General features: G+C 66.5%; 16 protein-coding genes and 1 pseudogene. 9 read left to right on the forward strand and 8 right to left on the reverse strand.

Translation table 11 applies throughout. From position 1 onward, the window contains the following. Positions 1-14 precede the first annotated feature (14 nt). Positions 15-1,337, reverse strand: coding sequence for a helix-turn-helix domain-containing protein (locus ACQP2T_RS12375; RefSeq protein ID WP_433516279.1), 1,323 nt, complete (start codon positions 1,335-1,337; stop codon positions 15-17). A 468-nt stretch (positions 1,338-1,805) separates the two neighbouring features. Between ACQP2T_RS12375 and ACQP2T_RS12380 the strand changes: the two genes are divergently transcribed. The 3 genes from ACQP2T_RS12380 to ACQP2T_RS12390 all read left to right on the forward strand — a co-directional run bounded on the left by ACQP2T_RS12380 (position 1,806) and on the right by ACQP2T_RS12390 (position 3,416). Next, on the forward strand, positions 1,806-2,180 hold the full coding sequence (locus ACQP2T_RS12380; protein ID WP_433516280.1) for an ATP-binding protein: 375 nt from the start codon (positions 1,806-1,808) through the stop codon (positions 2,178-2,180). Between the two features lie 532 nt (positions 2,181-2,712). After that, positions 2,713-3,087, forward strand: a complete 375-nt coding sequence (locus ACQP2T_RS12385; RefSeq protein ID WP_433516281.1) for a type II toxin-antitoxin system RelE/ParE family toxin — start codon at positions 2,713-2,715, stop codon at positions 3,085-3,087. Further along, the gene (locus ACQP2T_RS12390; RefSeq protein ID WP_433516282.1) at positions 3,084-3,416 is read left to right on the forward strand and encodes a helix-turn-helix domain-containing protein; all 333 of its coding nucleotides are present in this window, start codon (positions 3,084-3,086) and stop codon (positions 3,414-3,416) included. The genes ACQP2T_RS12385 and ACQP2T_RS12390 overlap by 4 nt, the downstream gene beginning before the upstream one ends. A gap of 326 nt (positions 3,417-3,742) precedes the next feature. Here the strand turns inward: ACQP2T_RS12390 and ACQP2T_RS12395 are convergent, their stop codons facing one another. From ACQP2T_RS12395 to ACQP2T_RS12405, 3 genes are all read right to left on the reverse strand, one after another. After that, complete coding sequence (locus ACQP2T_RS12395) at positions 3,743-4,174, reverse strand: DUF397 domain-containing protein (RefSeq protein ID WP_433516283.1); 432 nt, start codon at positions 4,172-4,174, stop codon at positions 3,743-3,745. Then, complete coding sequence (locus ACQP2T_RS12400) at positions 4,171-4,290, reverse strand: hypothetical protein (RefSeq protein ID WP_433516284.1); 120 nt, start codon at positions 4,288-4,290, stop codon at positions 4,171-4,173. Before ACQP2T_RS12400 ends, ACQP2T_RS12395 begins: the two co-directional genes overlap by 4 nt. Before the next feature lie 154 nt (positions 4,291-4,444). Then, the gene (locus tag ACQP2T_RS12405; RefSeq protein WP_433516285.1) at positions 4,445-4,612 is read right to left on the reverse strand and encodes a hypothetical protein; all 168 of its coding nucleotides are present in this window, start codon (positions 4,610-4,612) and stop codon (positions 4,445-4,447) included. Positions 4,613-4,697: 85 nt separating this feature from the next. Between ACQP2T_RS12405 and ACQP2T_RS12410 the strand changes: the two genes are divergently transcribed. Then, positions 4,698-4,967, forward strand: a complete 270-nt coding sequence (locus ACQP2T_RS12410; protein ID WP_433516286.1) for a hypothetical protein — start codon at positions 4,698-4,700, stop codon at positions 4,965-4,967. Between the two features lie 81 nt (positions 4,968-5,048). Here the strand turns inward: ACQP2T_RS12410 and ACQP2T_RS12415 are convergent, their stop codons facing one another. The 3 genes from ACQP2T_RS12415 to ACQP2T_RS12425 form a co-directional block, all read right to left on the reverse strand. Beyond that, on the reverse strand, positions 5,049-5,609 hold the full coding sequence (locus ACQP2T_RS12415) for a hypothetical protein (protein WP_433516287.1): 561 nt from the start codon (positions 5,607-5,609) through the stop codon (positions 5,049-5,051). A gap of 136 nt (positions 5,610-5,745) precedes the next feature. Then, a complete protein-coding gene (locus ACQP2T_RS12420; protein WP_433516288.1) occupies positions 5,746-6,684 on the reverse strand; it encodes a carbohydrate kinase family protein in 939 nt (312 codons plus the stop codon). Positions 6,685-6,694: 10 nt separating this feature from the next. Next, positions 6,695-7,879, reverse strand: a complete 1,185-nt coding sequence (locus ACQP2T_RS12425; RefSeq protein ID WP_433516289.1) for a hypothetical protein — start codon at positions 7,877-7,879, stop codon at positions 6,695-6,697. Between the two features lie 249 nt (positions 7,880-8,128). On the opposite strand from ACQP2T_RS12425, the gene ACQP2T_RS12430 reads away from it, so the two are divergent. Continuing rightward, the gene (locus tag ACQP2T_RS12430; protein WP_433516290.1) at positions 8,129-11,269 is read left to right on the forward strand and encodes a BTAD domain-containing putative transcriptional regulator; all 3,141 of its coding nucleotides are present in this window, start codon (positions 8,129-8,131) and stop codon (positions 11,267-11,269) included. A 153-nt stretch (positions 11,270-11,422) separates the two neighbouring features. Here ACQP2T_RS12430 and ACQP2T_RS12435 read toward each other — a convergent pair whose 3' ends face one another. Further along, a complete protein-coding gene (locus ACQP2T_RS12435; RefSeq protein ID WP_433516291.1) occupies positions 11,423-13,306 on the reverse strand; it encodes a tetratricopeptide repeat protein in 1,884 nt (627 codons plus the stop codon). Positions 13,307-13,937: 631 nt separating this feature from the next. Here ACQP2T_RS12435 and ACQP2T_RS12440 point away from each other — a divergent pair. The 4 genes and pseudogenes from ACQP2T_RS12440 (at position 13,938) to ACQP2T_RS12455 (ending at position 17,843) form a co-directional block, all read left to right on the forward strand. Beyond that, complete coding sequence (locus tag ACQP2T_RS12440) at positions 13,938-15,866, forward strand: ATP-binding protein (RefSeq protein ID WP_433516292.1); 1,929 nt, start codon at positions 13,938-13,940, stop codon at positions 15,864-15,866. Positions 15,867-15,902: 36 nt separating this feature from the next. Continuing rightward, positions 15,903-16,316 (forward strand): DUF4259 domain-containing protein, encoded by a 414-nt coding sequence (locus ACQP2T_RS12445; RefSeq protein WP_433516293.1) that lies wholly within the window; start codon positions 15,903-15,905, stop codon positions 16,314-16,316. A gap of 235 nt (positions 16,317-16,551) precedes the next feature. Beyond that, a pseudogene (locus tag ACQP2T_RS12450) lies at positions 16,552-16,953 on the forward strand (alanine--tRNA ligase-related protein). Beyond that, the gene (locus tag ACQP2T_RS12455) at positions 16,950-17,843 is read left to right on the forward strand and encodes a LysR family transcriptional regulator (protein ID WP_433516294.1); all 894 of its coding nucleotides are present in this window, start codon (positions 16,950-16,952) and stop codon (positions 17,841-17,843) included. The pseudogene ACQP2T_RS12450 and the gene ACQP2T_RS12455 overlap by 4 nt, the downstream one beginning before the upstream one ends. Positions 17,844-18,119 lie beyond the last annotated feature (276 nt).

Here is an 18,119-nt window from a genome sequence, read left to right on the forward strand (position 1 = left end):
GCTGAGAGCAAGCGTTAGGAGATACCGCAGCGCAGGGCCAGACCGCGCAGTTCCGGGCTGGTCCGGCCGGAGATCAGCAGCGACTGGACGAGGTCACGCACGGCAGGGCGGGTATGAGTCTCCTGCGGTGCCTGGCGTTCGGCGGCCAGCAGTGCGGCCAGGCACTGATCCCGGCCGCCGGACAGTCCGTGGGCGCGGGCCAGGTCGGTGTAATAGCGAGCGCGGCGTTCGGTGGTGGGCAGGCTGGCCGGGCGGGTACAGCGGGCCGCGGTGATGGCGGCGCCGACATCACCGGCGGCGTACTCGGCGGAGATGCGGTGCAACTGCACGGTGGCGGGGGTGAAGCCGCCGCCGTGATCGCGCAGCAGCAGCGGGCCGGTCAGCCGGGCGGCGATGACGGCGGCCTCATCGGTGAGCTCGCGCATGCCGGCCCGGTCGCCGCGGTGGGCGGCGGTGTAGGCGGCGGACTGGATCAGCAACCCGCGTTGGGCCGTGTGCCGGGCATCGGACTCATCGGCCAGCGCGGGGTGATCGGCAGCGCTCAGCGCGATTGTCATGGCCTGGTCGTACCATCCGGCCTTGCGGGCCAGCACGGCAAGCTGGCGGGCAGCCTCGGCGGCCAGCAGCGGCCTTTCGGCACCCGCGGCCAGCACCCGAGCCCGGTCGGCAGCCATCCAGCCGAGCTGTTGGTCATCCATTTTGATGAGCATGCGCGTGATCAAGGTGTAGATCTCCGCCAGCAGGGCGGCGCCGTCTGCCGTCGCGTCGCCAGCGGCGTGCGCGGTGGCCAGCAGCAGCGGCAGCCGGTCAGCCAGCCGCATATATCGGCAGGCGTGAAAATCGGCGTGCGCGACTGCCAGCGCCGCGCTGAGCTGCCCGGCAGGAACTTCGGCCGGAGCCGGGCCGAGGCCGAGCATGGCGTCGCGCACGCGCGTGATCAACAGGGCGCCGGCGTCGGCCTCGCATACCGGATCGCCGGAGCGCAGCAGCGGGGAACCGGTCACGGCCGCGGCCGTGAGGGCCAGGTTGGTCAGAAGCTGACGTCGCCGCACCGGATCATCCTCCCCTGCTTGCCCGTTCGTCACGCTATCGGCTGTGGGCGAAGACGGCAGGACGCTTGCGGGGACAACCCACTCCTGGCAGCCGGGGGCGGCATCGCTGGTCAGCCCGAACGCCTGCGGGGCGATGTTCAGCGCGCGGGCGAAGCGGCGCAGCACCAGCAGGTCGGTGAGCGGCGCCAAGCCGCGCTCGTAGCGGGAGACCTGGGATGCCGAATAGCCCGTGCGGGCGCCGAGCTCGGCCAGCGTGAGCCCTGCGCTCTGGCGGACGATGCGCACGAGCGCGCCATGGCCCCGGCCAGCGATGCCGGCGGGCCGATGTGTCGAAGACTGCATCGAAGGCGGGGCCATCTGGCTGCTTCCTGTCGGGCACACGCTCACTACTGACCGTAGTCGCCTCGGCACGTTGGAGCCAGAGGCTTTGCATGACACGCAAACCCCTTGTGCGCCAAGCCAATGGGCGGCTGTGACCTGGGCGGATGTGGCCTCCTAGGGGCAGACGGGCTCCGCCCCGCCGAGCCCCACGAAGTCCCATGGTTGCTTTATGTAGTTGTTCCATCACATTCCGCCCCGGGCGAGAGAGCGTCTCGCGCGCCTTTCCCTCGCTCTCCGACCCCAGGAAGGCCTTCATCGATGAGCCCGTCAACGACGACGTCCGCAAGCCTGCCGTCCCTGCCCGCCTTGCCGGCGCTCCTCTTGTGGCCGCTGATGGCGGATGCTCCCCTCGCACGACAGGCCCGGGGTCTAATGCTGTCTGCCCTGACCACTCTGCCCATCAGTCCGAAGCGCGTCGAAGATGCCCTGCTCATGGTCGGCGAGGTGGCAGCCAACGCCGAGAAGCACGCCTGTCCGCCGTACGAACTGCGGATCTACCACACCCATCGCCGCACGGTGGTGGAGTTCATCGACGGCGACTGCCGACCATTGGACCTGCCGCCTCAGCTAATCCCCGAGTTGACGCTGGCCGACATCGACTGCTTGGAGATCGAAGCCTTGGAGCGAGGTCGTGGCCTGCTTACCGTCGCCGCTCTGGCTCAAGGGGACTGCGGCGTACGGCACCTGCCCGCTCAGGACGGGCGTCCTTGCATCGGTAAGGTGGTCTGGTTTTCCCTGCCTCGATGAGGGTCCCGTGGCCGCTTTGCTCCGTCCAGACGCGGCGCTTGCTCGACCAGTTGGTCCAGATGGCGGCGCGACTGCCGTGGCCCGGCCTGCCCATCGGCCGCGCAGACCGCCGGTGACGCGCACGCTCTCGACGAGGGGAGGCCGCTGGGGACAAGCGAGGCCAGATCGAGCCGTACCTCGCGCTGGTTCTGTTTGAGCGCCTCCTGCATGGGAGGCGTCTGGTAGGTGAGGTTGCGTAGCTGGCTCGCTGACCATCGCCCGTAGTCGCCCGGATGCTATCGATGATCTTGGCGAACTCAGCGTCGTCCACGAAGCTCAGTGCCCAGTAGGCGCGTGTCGCGGGATCCGGGCATCCGCAGCGCCTGTAGATCACGTGATGGCTGTTGGTCATTTCCAGTCACCTCCATGTTGTGCAGGGGGCGGCGTTCGCTGTCGTCTCTGACGGCATATAGACAAATTTGTTAGCTGGGTTGCGCTGACGTCTCGCCGGATTCCTCGGACGCGGGTATGATGAAATGGTTATATTCGCCGTGTGAACTGGGAGATCAGTCTGCACCCTGCGGTGGAAGAGTGGTATCTGGCCATCTGTGTGAGTGATCCGGTCTCCGCGGATCTGATCCGGGACGCCATCGACCAACTCGCCGAGGAGGGGCCGACGGCGCGCCGTCCGCTCGTTGACCGTCTCAAAGGCAGCCGATACCACAACATGAAAGAGTTGCGCCCGCCATCCTCGGGCGCGACCGAGATTCGCATGATCTTCGCATTCGATCCGGCGCGAGAAGCCATCTTCCTGGTCGCTGGTGACAAGGCGGGGAACTGGGAATCCTGGTACGACGAGGCCATTCCGCTGGCCGATGAGCGGTTCACCGAGCATTTGATCGCGTTGAAGGAGCAGGAGGGCCGATGAGCGCCGAATTCGCCAAGTGGAGCGATGTCAAGGCAAAGGCTCGCTCACTCGACCCCCGTAGCGACGCCGAGCGTGAGGCGGGCCAGTTGGCGGCCCAGGTTCGTAGAGAGGCATATCAGCGCGGCTATCAGTTGAGCGAAATGCGCAAGGCCGTAGGGGTCACACAGGCCGAACTCGCCGAAGTGCTCGGGGTGAGCCAGGGCAGGGTCTCCCGGATCGAAAGCGGCGAAGTATCCGGGATCGAAGTCGTTCGTGCTTACGTTGCGGCGCTTGGCGGAACGGTTGATCTGGTTGCCACTCTCGGTGATCGTACGTGGAAGGTTGCCTGATGTGAGTGCCTGGCTCGTGGAGGACCGGGCTTCGTCACTGACTGCGGCGCCGGCGAGAGCCCCCAGCACACTGCAGGTGCTCGGTGGTCGTTCGCACGTCGGCAACCGATCCGGCACAAACCGGGGAGCACACAAAATCCAGGCGAAACCCACCCGCCGTTTCGAATTCGTGATCGACGGCACCTCCGCCAAAAGCTGAGGACCCCTGTTAGGCCGGCCTACGGCGCACCATCGGTCGCGAGGTCTCCCGGCTCAGCGTCAGGCGCGCGTCGCCACTGATGTTCATGCTCGGCGACGAAGCTCATCCTGGCTAACTTCGTAGGGGTTTATGTCAAATGGTCGAATTCGCCGTCCTTGGCGCCGTCTAACCATGCCTGCCACTCCCCGAGCGTGAAGACGAGCGTCTCAGCGGTGGGGGAGAGACGCATCGCGACGTGGTTGCCGGCGAACGCGATTAACAGACGAGCATCCGACTGGTCAGGGGCGTGCAGCCAGTTGGTACTGATCAGATTGAGATCCTCGGGCGTTGGCTTCGCTGTCCCGCCCGTAGCTGCCGGCGGGGGAGCAGGCAGCTCGAAATAGCCGTTCTTGGCCCCGATGAGGAAGGGACACCAGGCATCTGCACCTGCCTGCAGTTGGGGACCGGACGGGTTTTTTGAATCACGTAAGGCGACCCCTGTGCCGTTTGGCCTCATTTGGACGCATTGCTGGCCACTACCGGTGCGGCTGCTGGTGATCCAGCCCTGCTCGTCAGTCATCGCATCGCCTTCCTCGCGTCCTTGATCAGGGTCACGGAGTCATCGGGTGCCAGAGCGATCCGGCGAGCGGCGTCGGCAGCCGTGCGATAGCGGGCAACGTCGCCCGGTGCTTCCACGAAGATATCCCCGAACAATCCCTCTTGATGGCGACGGGAGGATCCTCTTTGTCGGGAAAGTCGAGGATGGTGAACTCGCCGTCCAGTCCGGTAGCGAAATGCGCAAGGCCCTAGGGGTCACACAGGCCGAACTCGCCGAAGCGCTCAGGGTGACTCAGGCATACAGCGTTCCGGCCACCTCGACCGCGTAGTCCCCGCACACCAGCCGTCGTTTGACGATCTCGACCTGTTGGCGGGGGAAGCGGTAGCCGTACCGCTCGCCGCTGTCGGCCACGATCGGCAGCGCGGTGATGCCGGAGGCGCGGGTTGTCGGGGTGGTCACGTTCGGCCGGGCCTGCTTGCGGACGTGGGCGGTCTGCCAGAAGATCGCGTCCCGGCCGAGACGGTCGGGAATGGATGCGAGGGACGTGACCGGTGAGCACAGGGAGATCGTTCTCTACCGGACGGAGGACGGCCGCGCTGAGGTCAGCATGCGGGCGGCCGACGGGACTGTCTGGCTGACGCAGGCGGAGATGGCCGAGTTGTTCGACACCGGCGTGCCGAACGTCAACAAGCACATCACGTCGATCCTTGAGGATGGCGAGTTGACCGAGGCAACTATTTCCCAACAGGAAATAGTTCGCTTGGCAGCGACTTCGCAACGCGCTTGCCGTATCACCCTGTGTAGGGCACACTAGAAGCCGCCGTGCCCCTGGGAGTGCGGAAGTGAGGCCGGGACTACCGAGGGATATCGGGTGCCCGGCCTTCGCGTTTTCCTCTCAATCGGTGCAGATCAGCGTGATCTGCTCGGCGAGTATGTTGAAGTACTGCGGGTGTCCGTCGAGCCACCACGTTGTCGCTCCTACGAAGGCGTCAGCGGCCCACAGCAGCGGCTCGTTGAGAGGCGACTCCCAGCGAACCTCCATGGATCGGGGCACGCGGCGTGCGCGTCGAAGTCCGGTCAGGAGACCGCGGTCAAGGCGGTCCTGGCCGGGACGGTTCTCGATGATGACCTCAGCTGTCTTCCGTTCTCCAAGCTCGTGCAGGAGTCGTTCCAGGCACAGGCGTCTCGCTCGCTCGTGCCTGGTGTCCCTGCCGTGAACGTGAACAACCGCCAGGGCGGTGAACGGCAGATCTGCGAGCGTTTTGGCGATGTGCAGCCGGTGCGAGGAAGATTCGTCCCGCCAGTGGAGCCGTCTGCGATTGCCGAGACGAAGTGCGCTTAGAGCCTCATGGATGTCGTTTTTGTTCGCGGGATCTATGAGGGCTGCCGCCATCGCGTAGACGCTGTCGTCATTTGGGCGACGTCGCATGCTCTCGTCGATATAGGCCGCATTCACGCAGTCAAGATATCGTCACATTCTGTTAAGGCGATGATGTTTTCGCATGTTGGCGTAGTCGTTTGCGGGCATGCCGAGGACCCGGTGGCATGGCCTGGTGTGATCCGTGGTCTCTCTGGCGGACAAGTTGCCTCCCCTACGCGGTGGTGTCCCAACGACCGAGGAACGTGGTGATCGGGTGACTCTCCCGCAGTCGGGCCAGCTCCGCCTCCGTCAGCGAGGCCGTACTGGGAAAGGTGTCACCCACCTTCCAGCCCGCATGGAGCACGGCGTCCTTGAGCGCCGTGACGGGGTTCCGGGTGGCGAGCCAGCCGTGCAGGAACGACGCGAACAGCGCGTCACCCGCCCCGGCGGTGCTCGCCACGCCGCGTGGCGCGACGGCCGCGGTCTCGATCAGGGTGCCGTCGCGTAGCCCCATGAGGCACCCGCGCCCGCCGAGGCCGACCGCGGCGATCGCGCACCCGGGATAGCGCTCGAAGACGCTCGCCACCCACTGTTCCGGCGGGCCGGCCAGCCGTTCGTGGCTGCAGAAGACAATGTCGGCGACCTCCAGCCAGGGCCGGTTGTACGCGTCGTCGACGTCGGTGATCAGGTGTACGTCGACCGCGATCGGCACATCCGACGCCCGCGCGTGCCCCAGCAGCGGCCGGACGAACGCGGTATTGGTGAGGACCGCGAGGTCGACGTCACGGACCAGGTGGCGGAACACCTCGACGGGATATTCGACGGCGTTGACCGCGGCGACGTACGGATGCCCGGAGCGCCGTCCGTCCGGCGCCACGAGCACCACGCCGAACGACGAGCAGGCCACCTTTACCACCCCCGGCCCGAGCAACCCTCGGGCATGTAACGACGCGTTGATCGCCTCGCCCGCGACGTCCTCTCCTACGAAGGTGCACAGGCGGGCCTCGTCGCCCAGGGTGCGCAGAGTGTCGGCGATGTGGCACCCGGCCCCGGACACCTCGGCCCGCATCCAGCCGGGAAACCGCAGCGACGCGTACGGGATGGGGAACTCCTCGACCGGCATGGCCATGTAGAGGCTGCTGACACCGGCTACGACTATCTTGCTGCCCATGGGTTCTCCTTCAAAGATGGGGCGGGGGGACCGGATCGGTCCGTGGAATGGTGAGCGGCTGCGTGATGCGCATCAGCCGGTACATCAGGCGCCGCATGTTCCGGTCGAAGCAGCCGGGGGCCGAGGTGAGCCGGGCCACGACGGCGTCGTGCCGCCCCTTCCGGTGGCCGGCGGCGGCTGCGCGCAGCTGGGCCGCCAGCGGTCGATGGGGCCGTAGCCGGGGCGCCGCCGATGCCAGCAGCCCTCCGGCGGACTCCGGGTCCACGTCGTCTCCCGAACCGCCCACCAGCAGGACCGAGGCACCGCAGACCGCGCCGTACACCGCGACAGAGCCGTGGTCGCCCACGACGTGATCGGCCGCGACAAGTGCCCCACGCCAGTCCGCCTCGGGCGGTACCAGGGCGAGCCCGTCACGGAGGCATTCGGCCAGCCAAGATCGCACCTGCCAGACGCCGTGGCCGAACCAGACGTTCGGATGGAAGAGCGCGGCCACGCGGTAGCGCTCGTGGGGCAGCTCGGCCAGCATCCGCCGGAACAGCTCCGCACGCCGCCCGAAAAGCGATCGTGCTCCCCAGGTCGAGGTCACCACCACGAGCTCGCGGTCGTCCTGGACGCCGAGAGCCTGCCGGTAGGCGCGCCGCTCTCCGGCGCTGGCCACCAGCCGGTCATGGGAGGCGTCGCCGACGACCTCGGCGACCGCGACGGCCTCCGGGCAGCTTCGCGCCAGCCGCCCGCGCTCGGCGTCGTGGGCGAGCACGATCGCCGACGGGACCACCATGCCGTCCCGGACCAGTTCCTGGGCGCTGAGCCCGTACACGCCGCGGGCCGCGACGGCGCCACCGCCCAACCGGCGGCTGACTCTCTTCTGGTAGCCCGCGCCGTGCGGAAGGACGACGATCGGCGCGTGAACCTCCTCGATCCCCCCATAGGCGGCGGAGACGGCGAGGTCGAAGCGCTGGCGGATGGCCAGCCGCCACGGCATCACCACGCCGCCGATCCGCCCGAGCAACTCGCTCACCCCGTTGCCGAAGACATCCGGAGCCTTGGTGAAGACCACCTGGACCCGCAGGTCGGCGGCGAGAAGACGGACTACGTCCAGCAGACTCTGCCCGGACGTGACCGTGTGGACGATCACGAGTACAGTCCGCAGGCCGCGGCGCGTCACCCAGCGCGCCGCGTCCGGCCCTATTGGCACGTGGTACCCCTCTGAACAGGACATCGGGCTTTCGACCCCCCACCTCGCGTACGACGCGGTTTCGCGCCGCCGTATTCGCCCGGCCGTAATCCCCGTTTCAACGGCTCTATCCAAGGGTCCGCCGCATGCCTGGACAAAACCTTGCAACAACCGTGAAGTTAAAGAGTCAAATCAAGGGTGCGTATGGACCACTAAGCGAATAGGCGGGAAACTGGCGGCACGTGGGTCTTTAGCGGTGAAAGGACACTCGTGGAGTTCCGAATACTCGGCTCCGTGGAGTTGTGGTCCGACGGGGAAGCGTGTGAGCTCGGGTCGGCCAAGGAACGGTACGTCCTGGCCATCCTGCTCCTGTCGCCTGGGCAGCCCGTGTCCATCGAAACGATGATCAACCGGATTTGGGGCGACGCGCCGCCGACAAAGGTGCGCGAGAGCGTCCACAGCTATATCGCTCGACTTCGTGGCCGTCTGAATCGGCGGTTCGGCGATGCCCGGGCGCTGCTGATTAACCGCTCCGGGGCTTACGTTCTGGAGGTCGACCCCCAACAGATCGACCTGCATCGTTTTCGGCAACTGAACACGCAGGCACGAGCTATCGCGGCCAGCGGGCACTCGGAAGACGCGCTGCGCCTACTCCGCGAAGCGGAGAACCTGTGGCGGGGCGATCCGCTTTCCGGCCTGTCCGGGGAATGGGTGACGCAGTTCCGGACGAGCCTGGAGAGCGAGCACCGCGCGGCGATCGGCACCCGCCTGGCGATGGAGCTCGACGCGGGCCGGCACGCCGAACTGGTCGGGGAGTTGTACGGGCTGGTCGACCAATATCCGTATGACGAGTCGTTCGTCGAGCAGCTGATGGTGGCCCTGTATCGCTGCGGGCGCCAGGGTGACGCGCTGACGGCCTACCACCGGGCCAGCCACCGCCTCTCCGACGACCTCGGAGCCGACCCCGGGCCCTCCTTGCGCGGCACGCACGACCGCATGCTCCGCGGCGATCCGGACCTGGCCGTGCCGCCCGCCCGCCACCGCACTCCCGGCGGGCCACTCGCCGACAATCTGCCCCGCGATATCGGGGACTTCACCGGGCGAGAGGCGGAGCTGAACCAGCTGTACACCGTGTTGGATCGTTCCCCCTCAGCGGTCGTGATCGAGGCCATCGACGGCATGGCCGGGATCGGCAAGACGGCCCTCGCCATCCACGCGGCGCACAGACTGGCCGACCGGTACCCGGACGGGCGGTGGTACCTCCATCTCCGCGCGCACGATCCCCACCAGCCGCCGCTCGATCCCGCCGAAGGCCTCGACACCCTGCTCCGGCTCCTGGGGGAGGACCCCAAGCGCATTCCCGGGGCGCTGGAGCCGCGTGCCGCGCTGTGGCGGGCGTGGGTCGCCAACCGCAGGATGCTCATCGTGCTGGACGACGCGGCCGGCGCCGACCAGGTGCGGCCGTTCCTTCCCGGGGCACCTGGCTGCCTCGTGCTGGTCACGAGCCGGCATCGGCTCGCCGGCCTCGAAGGAGCGCGACCGCTCCCGCTGGACGCTCTGGCGCCATCGGAGGCGACGCTGCTCTTCCGCCGGATCGTCGGCCAGGACCGGCAGCTCGACGCGGGTGACGTCAACCAGCTGGTCCGTCTGTGCGGCTACCTTCCGCTCGCGGTCACGATCATGGCCAACAAGCTCCGCCATCGGCCGGCTCGCGGGGTCGGAGACCTGGTGGCGAAGCTGTCCCGCGCCAGGGACCGGCTGGCCGAGATGCGTGCGGGAGACAGCGACATCGTCACCACGTTCGAGCTGTCGTACCGGGAGCTGTCCCCGGAGCGGCGGCACGCCTTCCGTCGCCTCAGCCTGCACATCGGCGCCGACCTCACCGCGGGCGCGGCGGCCGCGCTGATCGGCTGCGACCTTGAGCGAGCGGAGCGCGTCCTGGAGGAGCTGATCGACCGCCATCTCGTGGAGGAGCCGGACGCCGGGCGGGTCCGTTTCCATGATCTGCTCCGCGCCTATGCGGCGGAACGCGCGGCCGAGGAGGAACCCGTCGAGGAGCTGCGGCGAGCCGTCCACCGGCTGCTCGACCTCTACCTGTACACCGCCGATCAGGCCGATCGCGTCCTCTATCCGCACAGGCGGCGCGCCGCCGTGGACGTCACCCATCCGGCCGTGGATCCGCCGTCCGTGAGCGACCCGCGTGCTGCCGCTGAGTGGCTGCGCGCCGAGCGGGCCAATCTGCTCATGTGTGTACGTCACTCCGCCGAGCGGGGCTTTCCGGCGCATGCGGCCCAGCTCTCGCAGGCCGTCGCGACGTACTTCGAACGATCGGCGCTCTGGGAGGAGGCCGCCCGCGTCCACGAGCTCGCCCGCCAGGCCTGCCAGGAGATGGGCGACCGCGAGGGGGAGGCTCGCGCGGAGCTCGAACTCAGCCTGGTACGCAGCCGTACGGGCCACTATGCCGCGGCCTTCGAGCATGTCGCCAGCGGCCTCAGCGTCTTCCGCGCCCTCGGCGACCGGCGCGGCGAGGCCGACGCTCTGGACCACTTCGCCGGCGTGTGCTGGCTTTCCGGGCGCAACCGCGAGGCGCTGGTGTATGCGGAGGAGGCGCTCGCGCTGTTCCGTGCCGAGGGGGATCGGCATGGGGAAGGGAGCGCGTTGCTGCATTCGGGGATCGTGCTGTCGTCTCTGGGGCGGACAGAGGAGGCGGTGGCCGTCTTCGAGAGCTCGTTGGAGATCATGGAGGGGATCGGGGATGTCGCCACCAAGGCAATGTTGTTGAACAATCTCGGGGATTTGCACCTCGCCCGTGGTGATCACCGGGAGGCGCTCAGACTCTTCCGGGACTCGCTCGCTGTCATGCGCGAGACCGGGTGGCGGCAGTACGAGGCGGTGGCCTTGAACAACGTGGCCGGCGTCATGGCCCGTGAGGGGCGCCGCGACGAGGCCTTGCATTTCTATCGTGAGGCTTTGTCAACTTATCGCGAGACCGGTGATCGCCGGAACGAGGCGGACGCGTTGAGCAATATCGGGTCGATGTACCTGGAGGCGGGGCTGACCGCTGAAGCGCTGATCCATTTTCAGAAGGCGCTTGCCCTTTCGGGTGATATAGGGGATTTGTACGAAACTGCGCGTGCGCTTCAGAGGATTGGTGACACTCAGCAGGCTAGTGGGCAGTTTGTCCTTGCTCGGGGGACTTATGAGCGTGCGCTCTCTTTATCCAGAGATGCGGCAGATCCCCAGCTGGTAGCGGGTTCTCTCCAGCGTCTCGGTGAGAGTCTTCTGCAGGTTCATGGGAGGAGTGCGGCCGAAGAGGCATGGCGGGAGGCTTTGGGGATATTCGAGCGGTTGGGCGCTCCAGAGGCTAGAATTCTCCAAGATCGCCTTAATGATCATGACGTGGCAGGATGAAATTCTAGAAACGGTCCCCTTGCCACATCTGGGCCGCTGCACGTAACTTACTGCGGTAAGTCCGAAATGCCCCCGAAAGGTAAGAATAAATGGGTGCCATGATGATGATGTGGGTCCTAGAGGCGCTGAAGTCGGTTTTCAGCTGAAGGATCCTCAAGAGAGGTGGTCCAGGCGACCCCTGAGTCGGAGATACGTCGCAGACTCGGCCTCGCCAAGCACTTCCAGTGCCATCTCATAGCAGTGATGTGCCTCTTCCGGTCGGCCGGTACGTCGGGCCAGCTCGCCCAGGCCCTCCAGGGCCGCGGCCCGGCCGACCGAAGATCCCAGCTGATCCATGATCTCCAGCGCGGAACGCAGCTCACGATCCGCCTCTGCCGGCTCCTGATCGACGTGGGCATACCCAAGAAGGATCCCCACCCGGGCCTGGTTATAGAGGTCGGCCACGTTGCTCAGCATCCTCCGCGCCTGCTCCAGGTGGATCACCGCGTCAGATCCCCGTCCCTGAGCCACGAGGACGCCGGCGAGATCCGTAAGTCCCAGCGCGGCCTGCCGGTCGGCTCCCGACCCCCGATACATGGCGATCGAGGCGGTGAACCTGGCGATCGCCACCTCGTGGTCACCCCGCGCTGCCGCGACCAGCCCGAGCCGCCGCAGTGATCCGGCCTCCCTGCCCCGCTCACCAAGCCGGCGCCAGATCTCCAGCGCCTCCTCGAACCGCTCGACAGCCTCGTCATAGCGCCCCAGATCGTTCAGGCTCAGCCCCAGGCGGTTGAGCATTTTCGCCTCGGCGTAGGCGTCCCCGGCCGCGCGCGCCGCAGCCAGCCCCGTCTCCTCCACCCCGACTCGCTCCACGTGATGGCCCATGTACAGGAACAGCGGCCATAGAGAATCGACCATCTGCCACGCCGTCACCTCCCGCCCGCGTTGGTGCGCCAGGGTGACGGCGGCGCTTAGGTTCGCGCGTTCGGCCGCCAGCCAACCGAGCGCGTCCTGCGGGCCGCCGAAGTCCGTCGACTCGGCGGGCGGCGGCTCGGCATCGCGAGGCAGTCCGGTGCGGTACGGCCGGAGCTGCCGTTCCGCGTGCGCGGCCGTGGCGAGGTACCAGGCGAGCAACCGTCCCTCGGCGTTCTCACGCTGGTCCTCGGCCTCGACCAGTTGGGCGGCGTGCAGGCGGACCAGCGTGTGATGGAAGCGGTAGCGGCGGCCGTCAGAGATGTCGGTCAGCAGGTTCGCGTCGGTCAACTCGCCGAGCAGTCGCCTGGCCTCCACCTGGGGGATGCCGGCGAGCGCCGCCGCCGCGTCGCCACCGAACGTGTTCCCTGGTACGAGGGCCAGATACCGGTACAGCCGAGCAGCTTCGGGGCGGAGCGCCCGGTAAGACAGGTCGAGCGCGGAGCGGACTGCCATGTCGTCTCCGATCGTCAGCGTCCGTTGCTCCTTGGCCAGCGCGGTCACCACCTCGCGCAGCGGCCAACTGGGCCGCGCGATCAGGTGGGCCGCCGCCACGCTCAGGGCCAGGGGCAGCCGCATGCACAGCTCGACCAGCTCGGCCGCTGCCTCCAGTTGCCGATCCAGCCGATCGTTCCCCAGCGCGTCGCGGAGAAGCGCGAGACTCGCCGCAGTATCGAAGCGGTCGACGTACACCCCGCGCGCACCCTGCACCAGCAGGCTGGTCAGCCGGTGCCTGCTGGTCACCACGGTGATGCTCGCCGGCGAGGCCGGAAGCAGCGGCCGTACCTGAGCGGCTGTCAGCGCGTCGTCGAGCACGACGAGAAGCCTCTGGTCGTGGGTCACCGTGCGATACAGCGCGGCACGCCGGGCCGTATCTCCCGGTATGAGCTCTGCCGGGATGCCAAGGGCGTGCAGGAAGTCGCCCAGCACCTCCTGCGGGCTGGCCGGGTCGTCGTCGGAGTGGCCGCGCAGTTCGGCGTACAACTGCCCGTCCGGATAGTGCGAGCGGATCATGTGCGCCCAGCTCAGGGACAGTACGGACTTGCCCACGCCGACCGAGCCCGTTATCAGCGCGGTGACTGGCACATCCGTCGCGTCTTCCCGCAGGGCCTCGAGTTCGGCGATGGCGGCCTCGCGGTCGATCAGGCGCGGCCGTGGGGGAAGTTGGCTCGGCAGGGGAAGCGAAACCGCCTCGTGGAAATGGACTCCCCCGAATATGTCACGAGCTTGGACAAGCGAACCGTGAACTATCCCAGCCGCCTCGTTGTGCACGATTTTCGACAGTTTTCTCCTGGATACCATGCAGAATCGACACCAATCCATGCCTCGGTCGCCGTGCGCCCATGCGGATGACGCGGCCTGGAGTACGGACATCAGCAGCAACAATGATGGATGAAAAAACATGCTGCAATATGCCGCAGATTATATTGGGCATGGCGCTCTGTAGTTCGCCGCTGACGTTATGGCGATAATTGGCCCGCATCAGTCGGAATGCCTGGAGAGGAACCCTGCGGCGCACCACCGAGACGCATGGCGCCGTGTCCGCCGGCGAACGCGATCAACAGAGGGGCGTCCCACTCATCTGAGGCGCACAGCCATGCGGCGCTGAACAGATTGAGATCGCTCGAGGGCGATCGGCGGAGATTCTCCCCTCAGCGGACGCTCTGTTCAGGCGATCTTGCACGTGATTTCGCACGTGGTCTGGGATAGTGGCCATGTGTCTACCGTTCACATCGAGGCCAAACCAGACCATCTGCTGCGCCTTGCCCGGCAGAAGGATCCGGTGGGCGCGGTCGCGGAGATGATCTGGAACGCGCTCGACGCGGAAGCGAGTCTTGTCAGCGTCGATCTTGAAGTCAACGAGCTGGACGGTGTGGAGTCGGTTCGTATCACCGACAACGGCCACGGCATGCCGAACGCCTCCTGCGCGAACTACTTCGGGGGTCTGGGTGGATCCTGGAAGATCACTGCCAAGGTGTCCCCCGAGCTGAAGCGTGGACTCCACGGACGAAGCGGGCAAGGCAGGCTCCGCGCGTTCGCGCTAGGTGGGCAAGTCCAATGGACCACGGTCGCGAGGGCCGCTGACGGCCGGGTTGAACGCACAGTCATCAGCGGAGTGGTCGACAGTCCTGCGGATTTCAATATTTCCGCACCCGAATGCGTAGAGATACCGTGTGGGACACGGGTGGAAGCGTCGGTCCCGGCGGACTTCGCTACCCGTCTTGCTCAGGACGACACGGCCCAACGGCTCGCTTCGACGTTCGCGCCGTTCCTGGCGGCCAATCTCGATGTGCAGATCGTCTATCAGGGCACCGTCCTTGACCCGGCCACCGTGTGGACCGACATGGCCGAATATTCGGTGCCGTGGCCGGACTTGGGGGGATATGCCGAACCGGTGCTGCGCGTTATCGAATGGCCCAAGGATGTCGGCCGAGTGCTCGCCCTTTGTGATGCCAATGGTGTCGTCCTGGACGAGCCTTCTCCGGGCATCCAAGCGCCTGGCTACCACTTCACGGCCTACCTGCTATGGGACGGCTTCGTCGAACGCCGGGACGACCTGCCCTTGGCGGAGATGGACGAGATCGGACCCCTTTTGGCACTTGCGCGGGAGACACTCCGTGCGCACGTCAAGAGACGCGACCAAGAGCGCCGAACCAGACTCATCCAGGAGTGGAAGATCGAGGGGGTCTATCCCTATTCTGAGGAGCCTGCCGAGCCCGCGCAGGCTGTCGAACGTGAGATCTTCGACGAAGTGGCCACGCGGATCTCCCGGCGCCTGCCAGGCGTGACGCAGAGCAAGAAGACCACCTTGCGGCTGCTCAGAGAGATCATTTCCCGTGACCCGAGGGGACTCTATCCGGTACTTGACGAACTGTTCCGGCTGCCTCAGTCGGAACAGGAGGAGCTCAAGCGGATCCTTCAGAGGACGAGCCTCTCTGAAGTGATCAAGGCAACCGGACAGGTCAGTGACCGGCTCGATTTCCTGGCCGCGCTGAAGAAGCTGGTCTTCGAGCCGGAGATCAGCCGGACGGTCAAGGAACGGAGCGAACTACACAAGATCCTTGAGCGCGAGACCTGGATCTTCGGCGACGCCTACGCGCTCATGGTCAGCGACCAGAGCCTGGATACGGTCCTCGTTCGCCATCTCCAAGAGCTCGGCCGGGAGCCAGAAGACGGCAAGCTCAATCCGGTCCGCCGCGAGGACGGCCGGACGGGCATCGTCGACCTCCTGCTGGGGCGTGCTCACCGGGGAAGCTCCGGGCGAGAACACCTCATAGTCGAACTCAAGGCTCCCAAGGTCAAGATCGGCCAGGCGGAGGTCGCCCAGATCAAGAGCTACGCGGAGGCGATCGTCAGCGATCCACAGTTCCGCGATGCCCGCGTTTCCTGGGATTTCTGGGTCGTCTCCACCGAGATGGCGGAGATCGTCAGACGTGATGCCAGCGCGCCGAATCGCCCGCCAGGCTGCATCGCCGAGTGGGAGGGAGGGGTCCGAATCTGGGCCCGTACGTGGAGCGAAATCATCGATGATTGCGAGGATCGGCTCCATTTCTACCGGGACCGGCTGAACCATGACCCGGCCACAGAGCACGCTGTGGAATACCTTCAGCGAGTCCATGGGGAGGTCGTACCCGCCGACAGATGACGGATAAATGTCGGTGAGGTCCGATATGAATCGGCCATGGGCACATGGGATGTGGGGCCGTTCGACAACGACTCGGCCGCCGACTGGTGCGGCGATCTGCACGACGCAGCCCCTGAGCAGCGTCCGGCGCTGGTTCGCAAGGCGCTCAAAGTCGTTGTGGGTCGTACGAGATATCTGGACAGCGATGAGGCAGTAGAGGCGATCGCGGCAGCGGCCATCGTCGCCTCTCAACGCAGCGGCATGCCGATCACCTCGCCTTATGCGCCGGACTTCCTGTTGGAAGGCGGCAGAGTGGAGATCAATGACGAACTCGTGGCGCTGGCCGTGCGGGCGTTGGACCGGCTGATGGGTGAGGACTCGGAGTGGCTGGAGCTCTGGGAGGAGAGCGGCTCCTCTCCGGAGGCCGTGGCCGTCATAGAAGGCATTCGCGGTGCTCTAGGGAGCACGTGAGCAACCTCCGAATGCCTTCGACATGCGACGGTCGCCGGCCGCTCTGCCTAGCGAAAGCTGGAAGACCGTGACGTACAGCCGGTCGGGGCGGAGGCCGAAGCCGTCGCGCAGCAGGTCGTAACCTCATCGAAGGCTCTGCTGGCCAGCGACCAGGAGCCCAGCATCTCGAACACCTTGAGCACACCGCTACCGCCGCCACGAGGACGGCAGCCTGGAGCCCCTGCCGCGATCCGGGATCGACACGGGGATGGAGCTGGAACGGCTCCTCACGATCTTGCAGGACAAGCCGTCGGTCTTCGAGACCGATGCGTTCCAGCCGTGAATGAAGACCATCCCGTCCTTGTGGAGCATGGATGAGTCGTCGTTGCGTCTGATCATGGACTACCTGCGTTCCGGCATCGTGGTCATCGGCGACGGGCTCACGCCGTCCAACCCCGGGCGAGGCTACGTGCTGCGCGGGCTCACGCGGCGGGTGCTCACCACCCTGTGGGGCGATGACTCCTCCCGCCGTTTGTCCGACCTTCCTCGGGAGCTCATTGAGCAGACGCTCTCGATGCCTTCCTCGCCGCTGGATCTCCTCCCGCGAGCCGTCCACCAACGTGGCCGCGATCTATGGAGAGATACCTTCCCCGTATGATGTACACCTTTGAGCAACTCCGAGGCTTTGTCGCCGTGGCCGAGGAACTGCACTTTGGTCGGGCGGCCATGCGGCTCCGCATGACCCAGCCGCCGCTGAGTCGGCAGATCCGGAAACTCGAATCAGCCGTGGGTGTGCAACTGCTCGAACGTGACAACCGGCGCGTGGCGCTCACGCCGGCCGGTGAGGCCTTCCTCGGCGAGGCGCGGCGGATCCTGGCCATCGCCGAAGCCGCGTCCGATCTGGCGCAGCGCGTCCACTTCGGCACCTGCGGCGTGATTCGCCTCGGCTTCACGGCCACAGCCACGTTCAGTGTCCTTGGCCGTATGCTCAACCGGCTCGAACACGAATTGCCGGACGTGCAGATCGAACTATTTGAAATGGTGACCCGCGAGCAGGTCGCGGCTCTTGCCAGCGAAGACCTCGATCTCGGCCTGGCACGCCCACCGTTCGACCCCGAGGTGTTCGATTCCCTCTTGGTGTATCGCGAGGCACTGTTGCTGGCGGTGCCCGCCGGGCACTGGCTGACCCGGCTCGATCGGCCTGCGCACGCCGATGACCTCGGCGCAGAGCCGTTGATCTTCCACGGGCAGCAGCGAGCTCGTTACTTCTACGACCTGGTGGTCAGCACTGTGCCGCTGGCCCAGGAACGAGTGGTGCACAGCGTGAGCCAGGTGCTCACCATGCTGTGGTTGGTGTCCGCCGGTCGTGGTATCGCCTTTGTTCCAGCTTCCGCAGCCCTGAACAACGTCCCGGGCGTGGAGTACGTACCCCTGGGCACTCGCCATCCCGAACCTGTCGAACTGCACCTACTGTGGTCGAGGCACTCTCGTAATCCAGCGCTCAGCCGAGTGCTGCACGCTCTGAGGACCGGTCTGCCCACGCGGTGACCTTGGTGTTCACTGAGCGCTGCCGCCGATGATGCCATCACGGTATCAAGTGATACGGAAATGCTCTTGGACAAGCATCATCAATGCTCCTTAGCGTGACGGCGTGGCGCTGACCCCCCTTCCGAACTGGCCAGCCGATTGACCACCGGCCTGCTCGCGTTCCCCGTGACCCACGGTCAACTCGCCGGCGACGAGCCCCGACACCGTGACCACCTCGCAGGGCAGGCGGCACTCGGCATGGGCCCTGGTGGAGGCGCAGGGAACTCATGTCGGCGC

Origin of the sequence: Nonomuraea sp. CA-143628, assembly GCF_050942315.1 — a bacterium.
In the GTDB taxonomy this organism is placed as follows: domain Bacteria; phylum Actinomycetota; class Actinomycetes; order Streptosporangiales; family Streptosporangiaceae; genus Nonomuraea.

Coding starts and splice junctions, on each gene's coding strand:
- ACQP2T_RS12380 (WP_433516280.1), top strand. CDS start 1,806: ATGCTGTCTGCCCTGACCACTCTGCCCATCAGTCCGAAGCGCGTCGAA.
- ACQP2T_RS12390 (WP_433516282.1), top strand. CDS start 3,084: ATGAGCGCCGAATTCGCCAAGTGGAGCGATGTCAAGGCAAAGGCTCGC.
- ACQP2T_RS12395 (WP_433516283.1), bottom strand. CDS start 4,174: ATGACTGACGAGCAGGGCTGGATCACCAGCAGCCGCACCGGTAGTGGC.
- ACQP2T_RS12420 (WP_433516288.1), bottom strand. CDS start 6,684: ATGGGCAGCAAGATAGTCGTAGCCGGTGTCAGCAGCCTCTACATGGCC.
- ACQP2T_RS12445 (WP_433516293.1), top strand. CDS start 15,903: ATGGGCACATGGGATGTGGGGCCGTTCGACAACGACTCGGCCGCCGAC.
- ACQP2T_RS12455 (WP_433516294.1), top strand. CDS start 16,950: ATGATGTACACCTTTGAGCAACTCCGAGGCTTTGTCGCCGTGGCCGAG.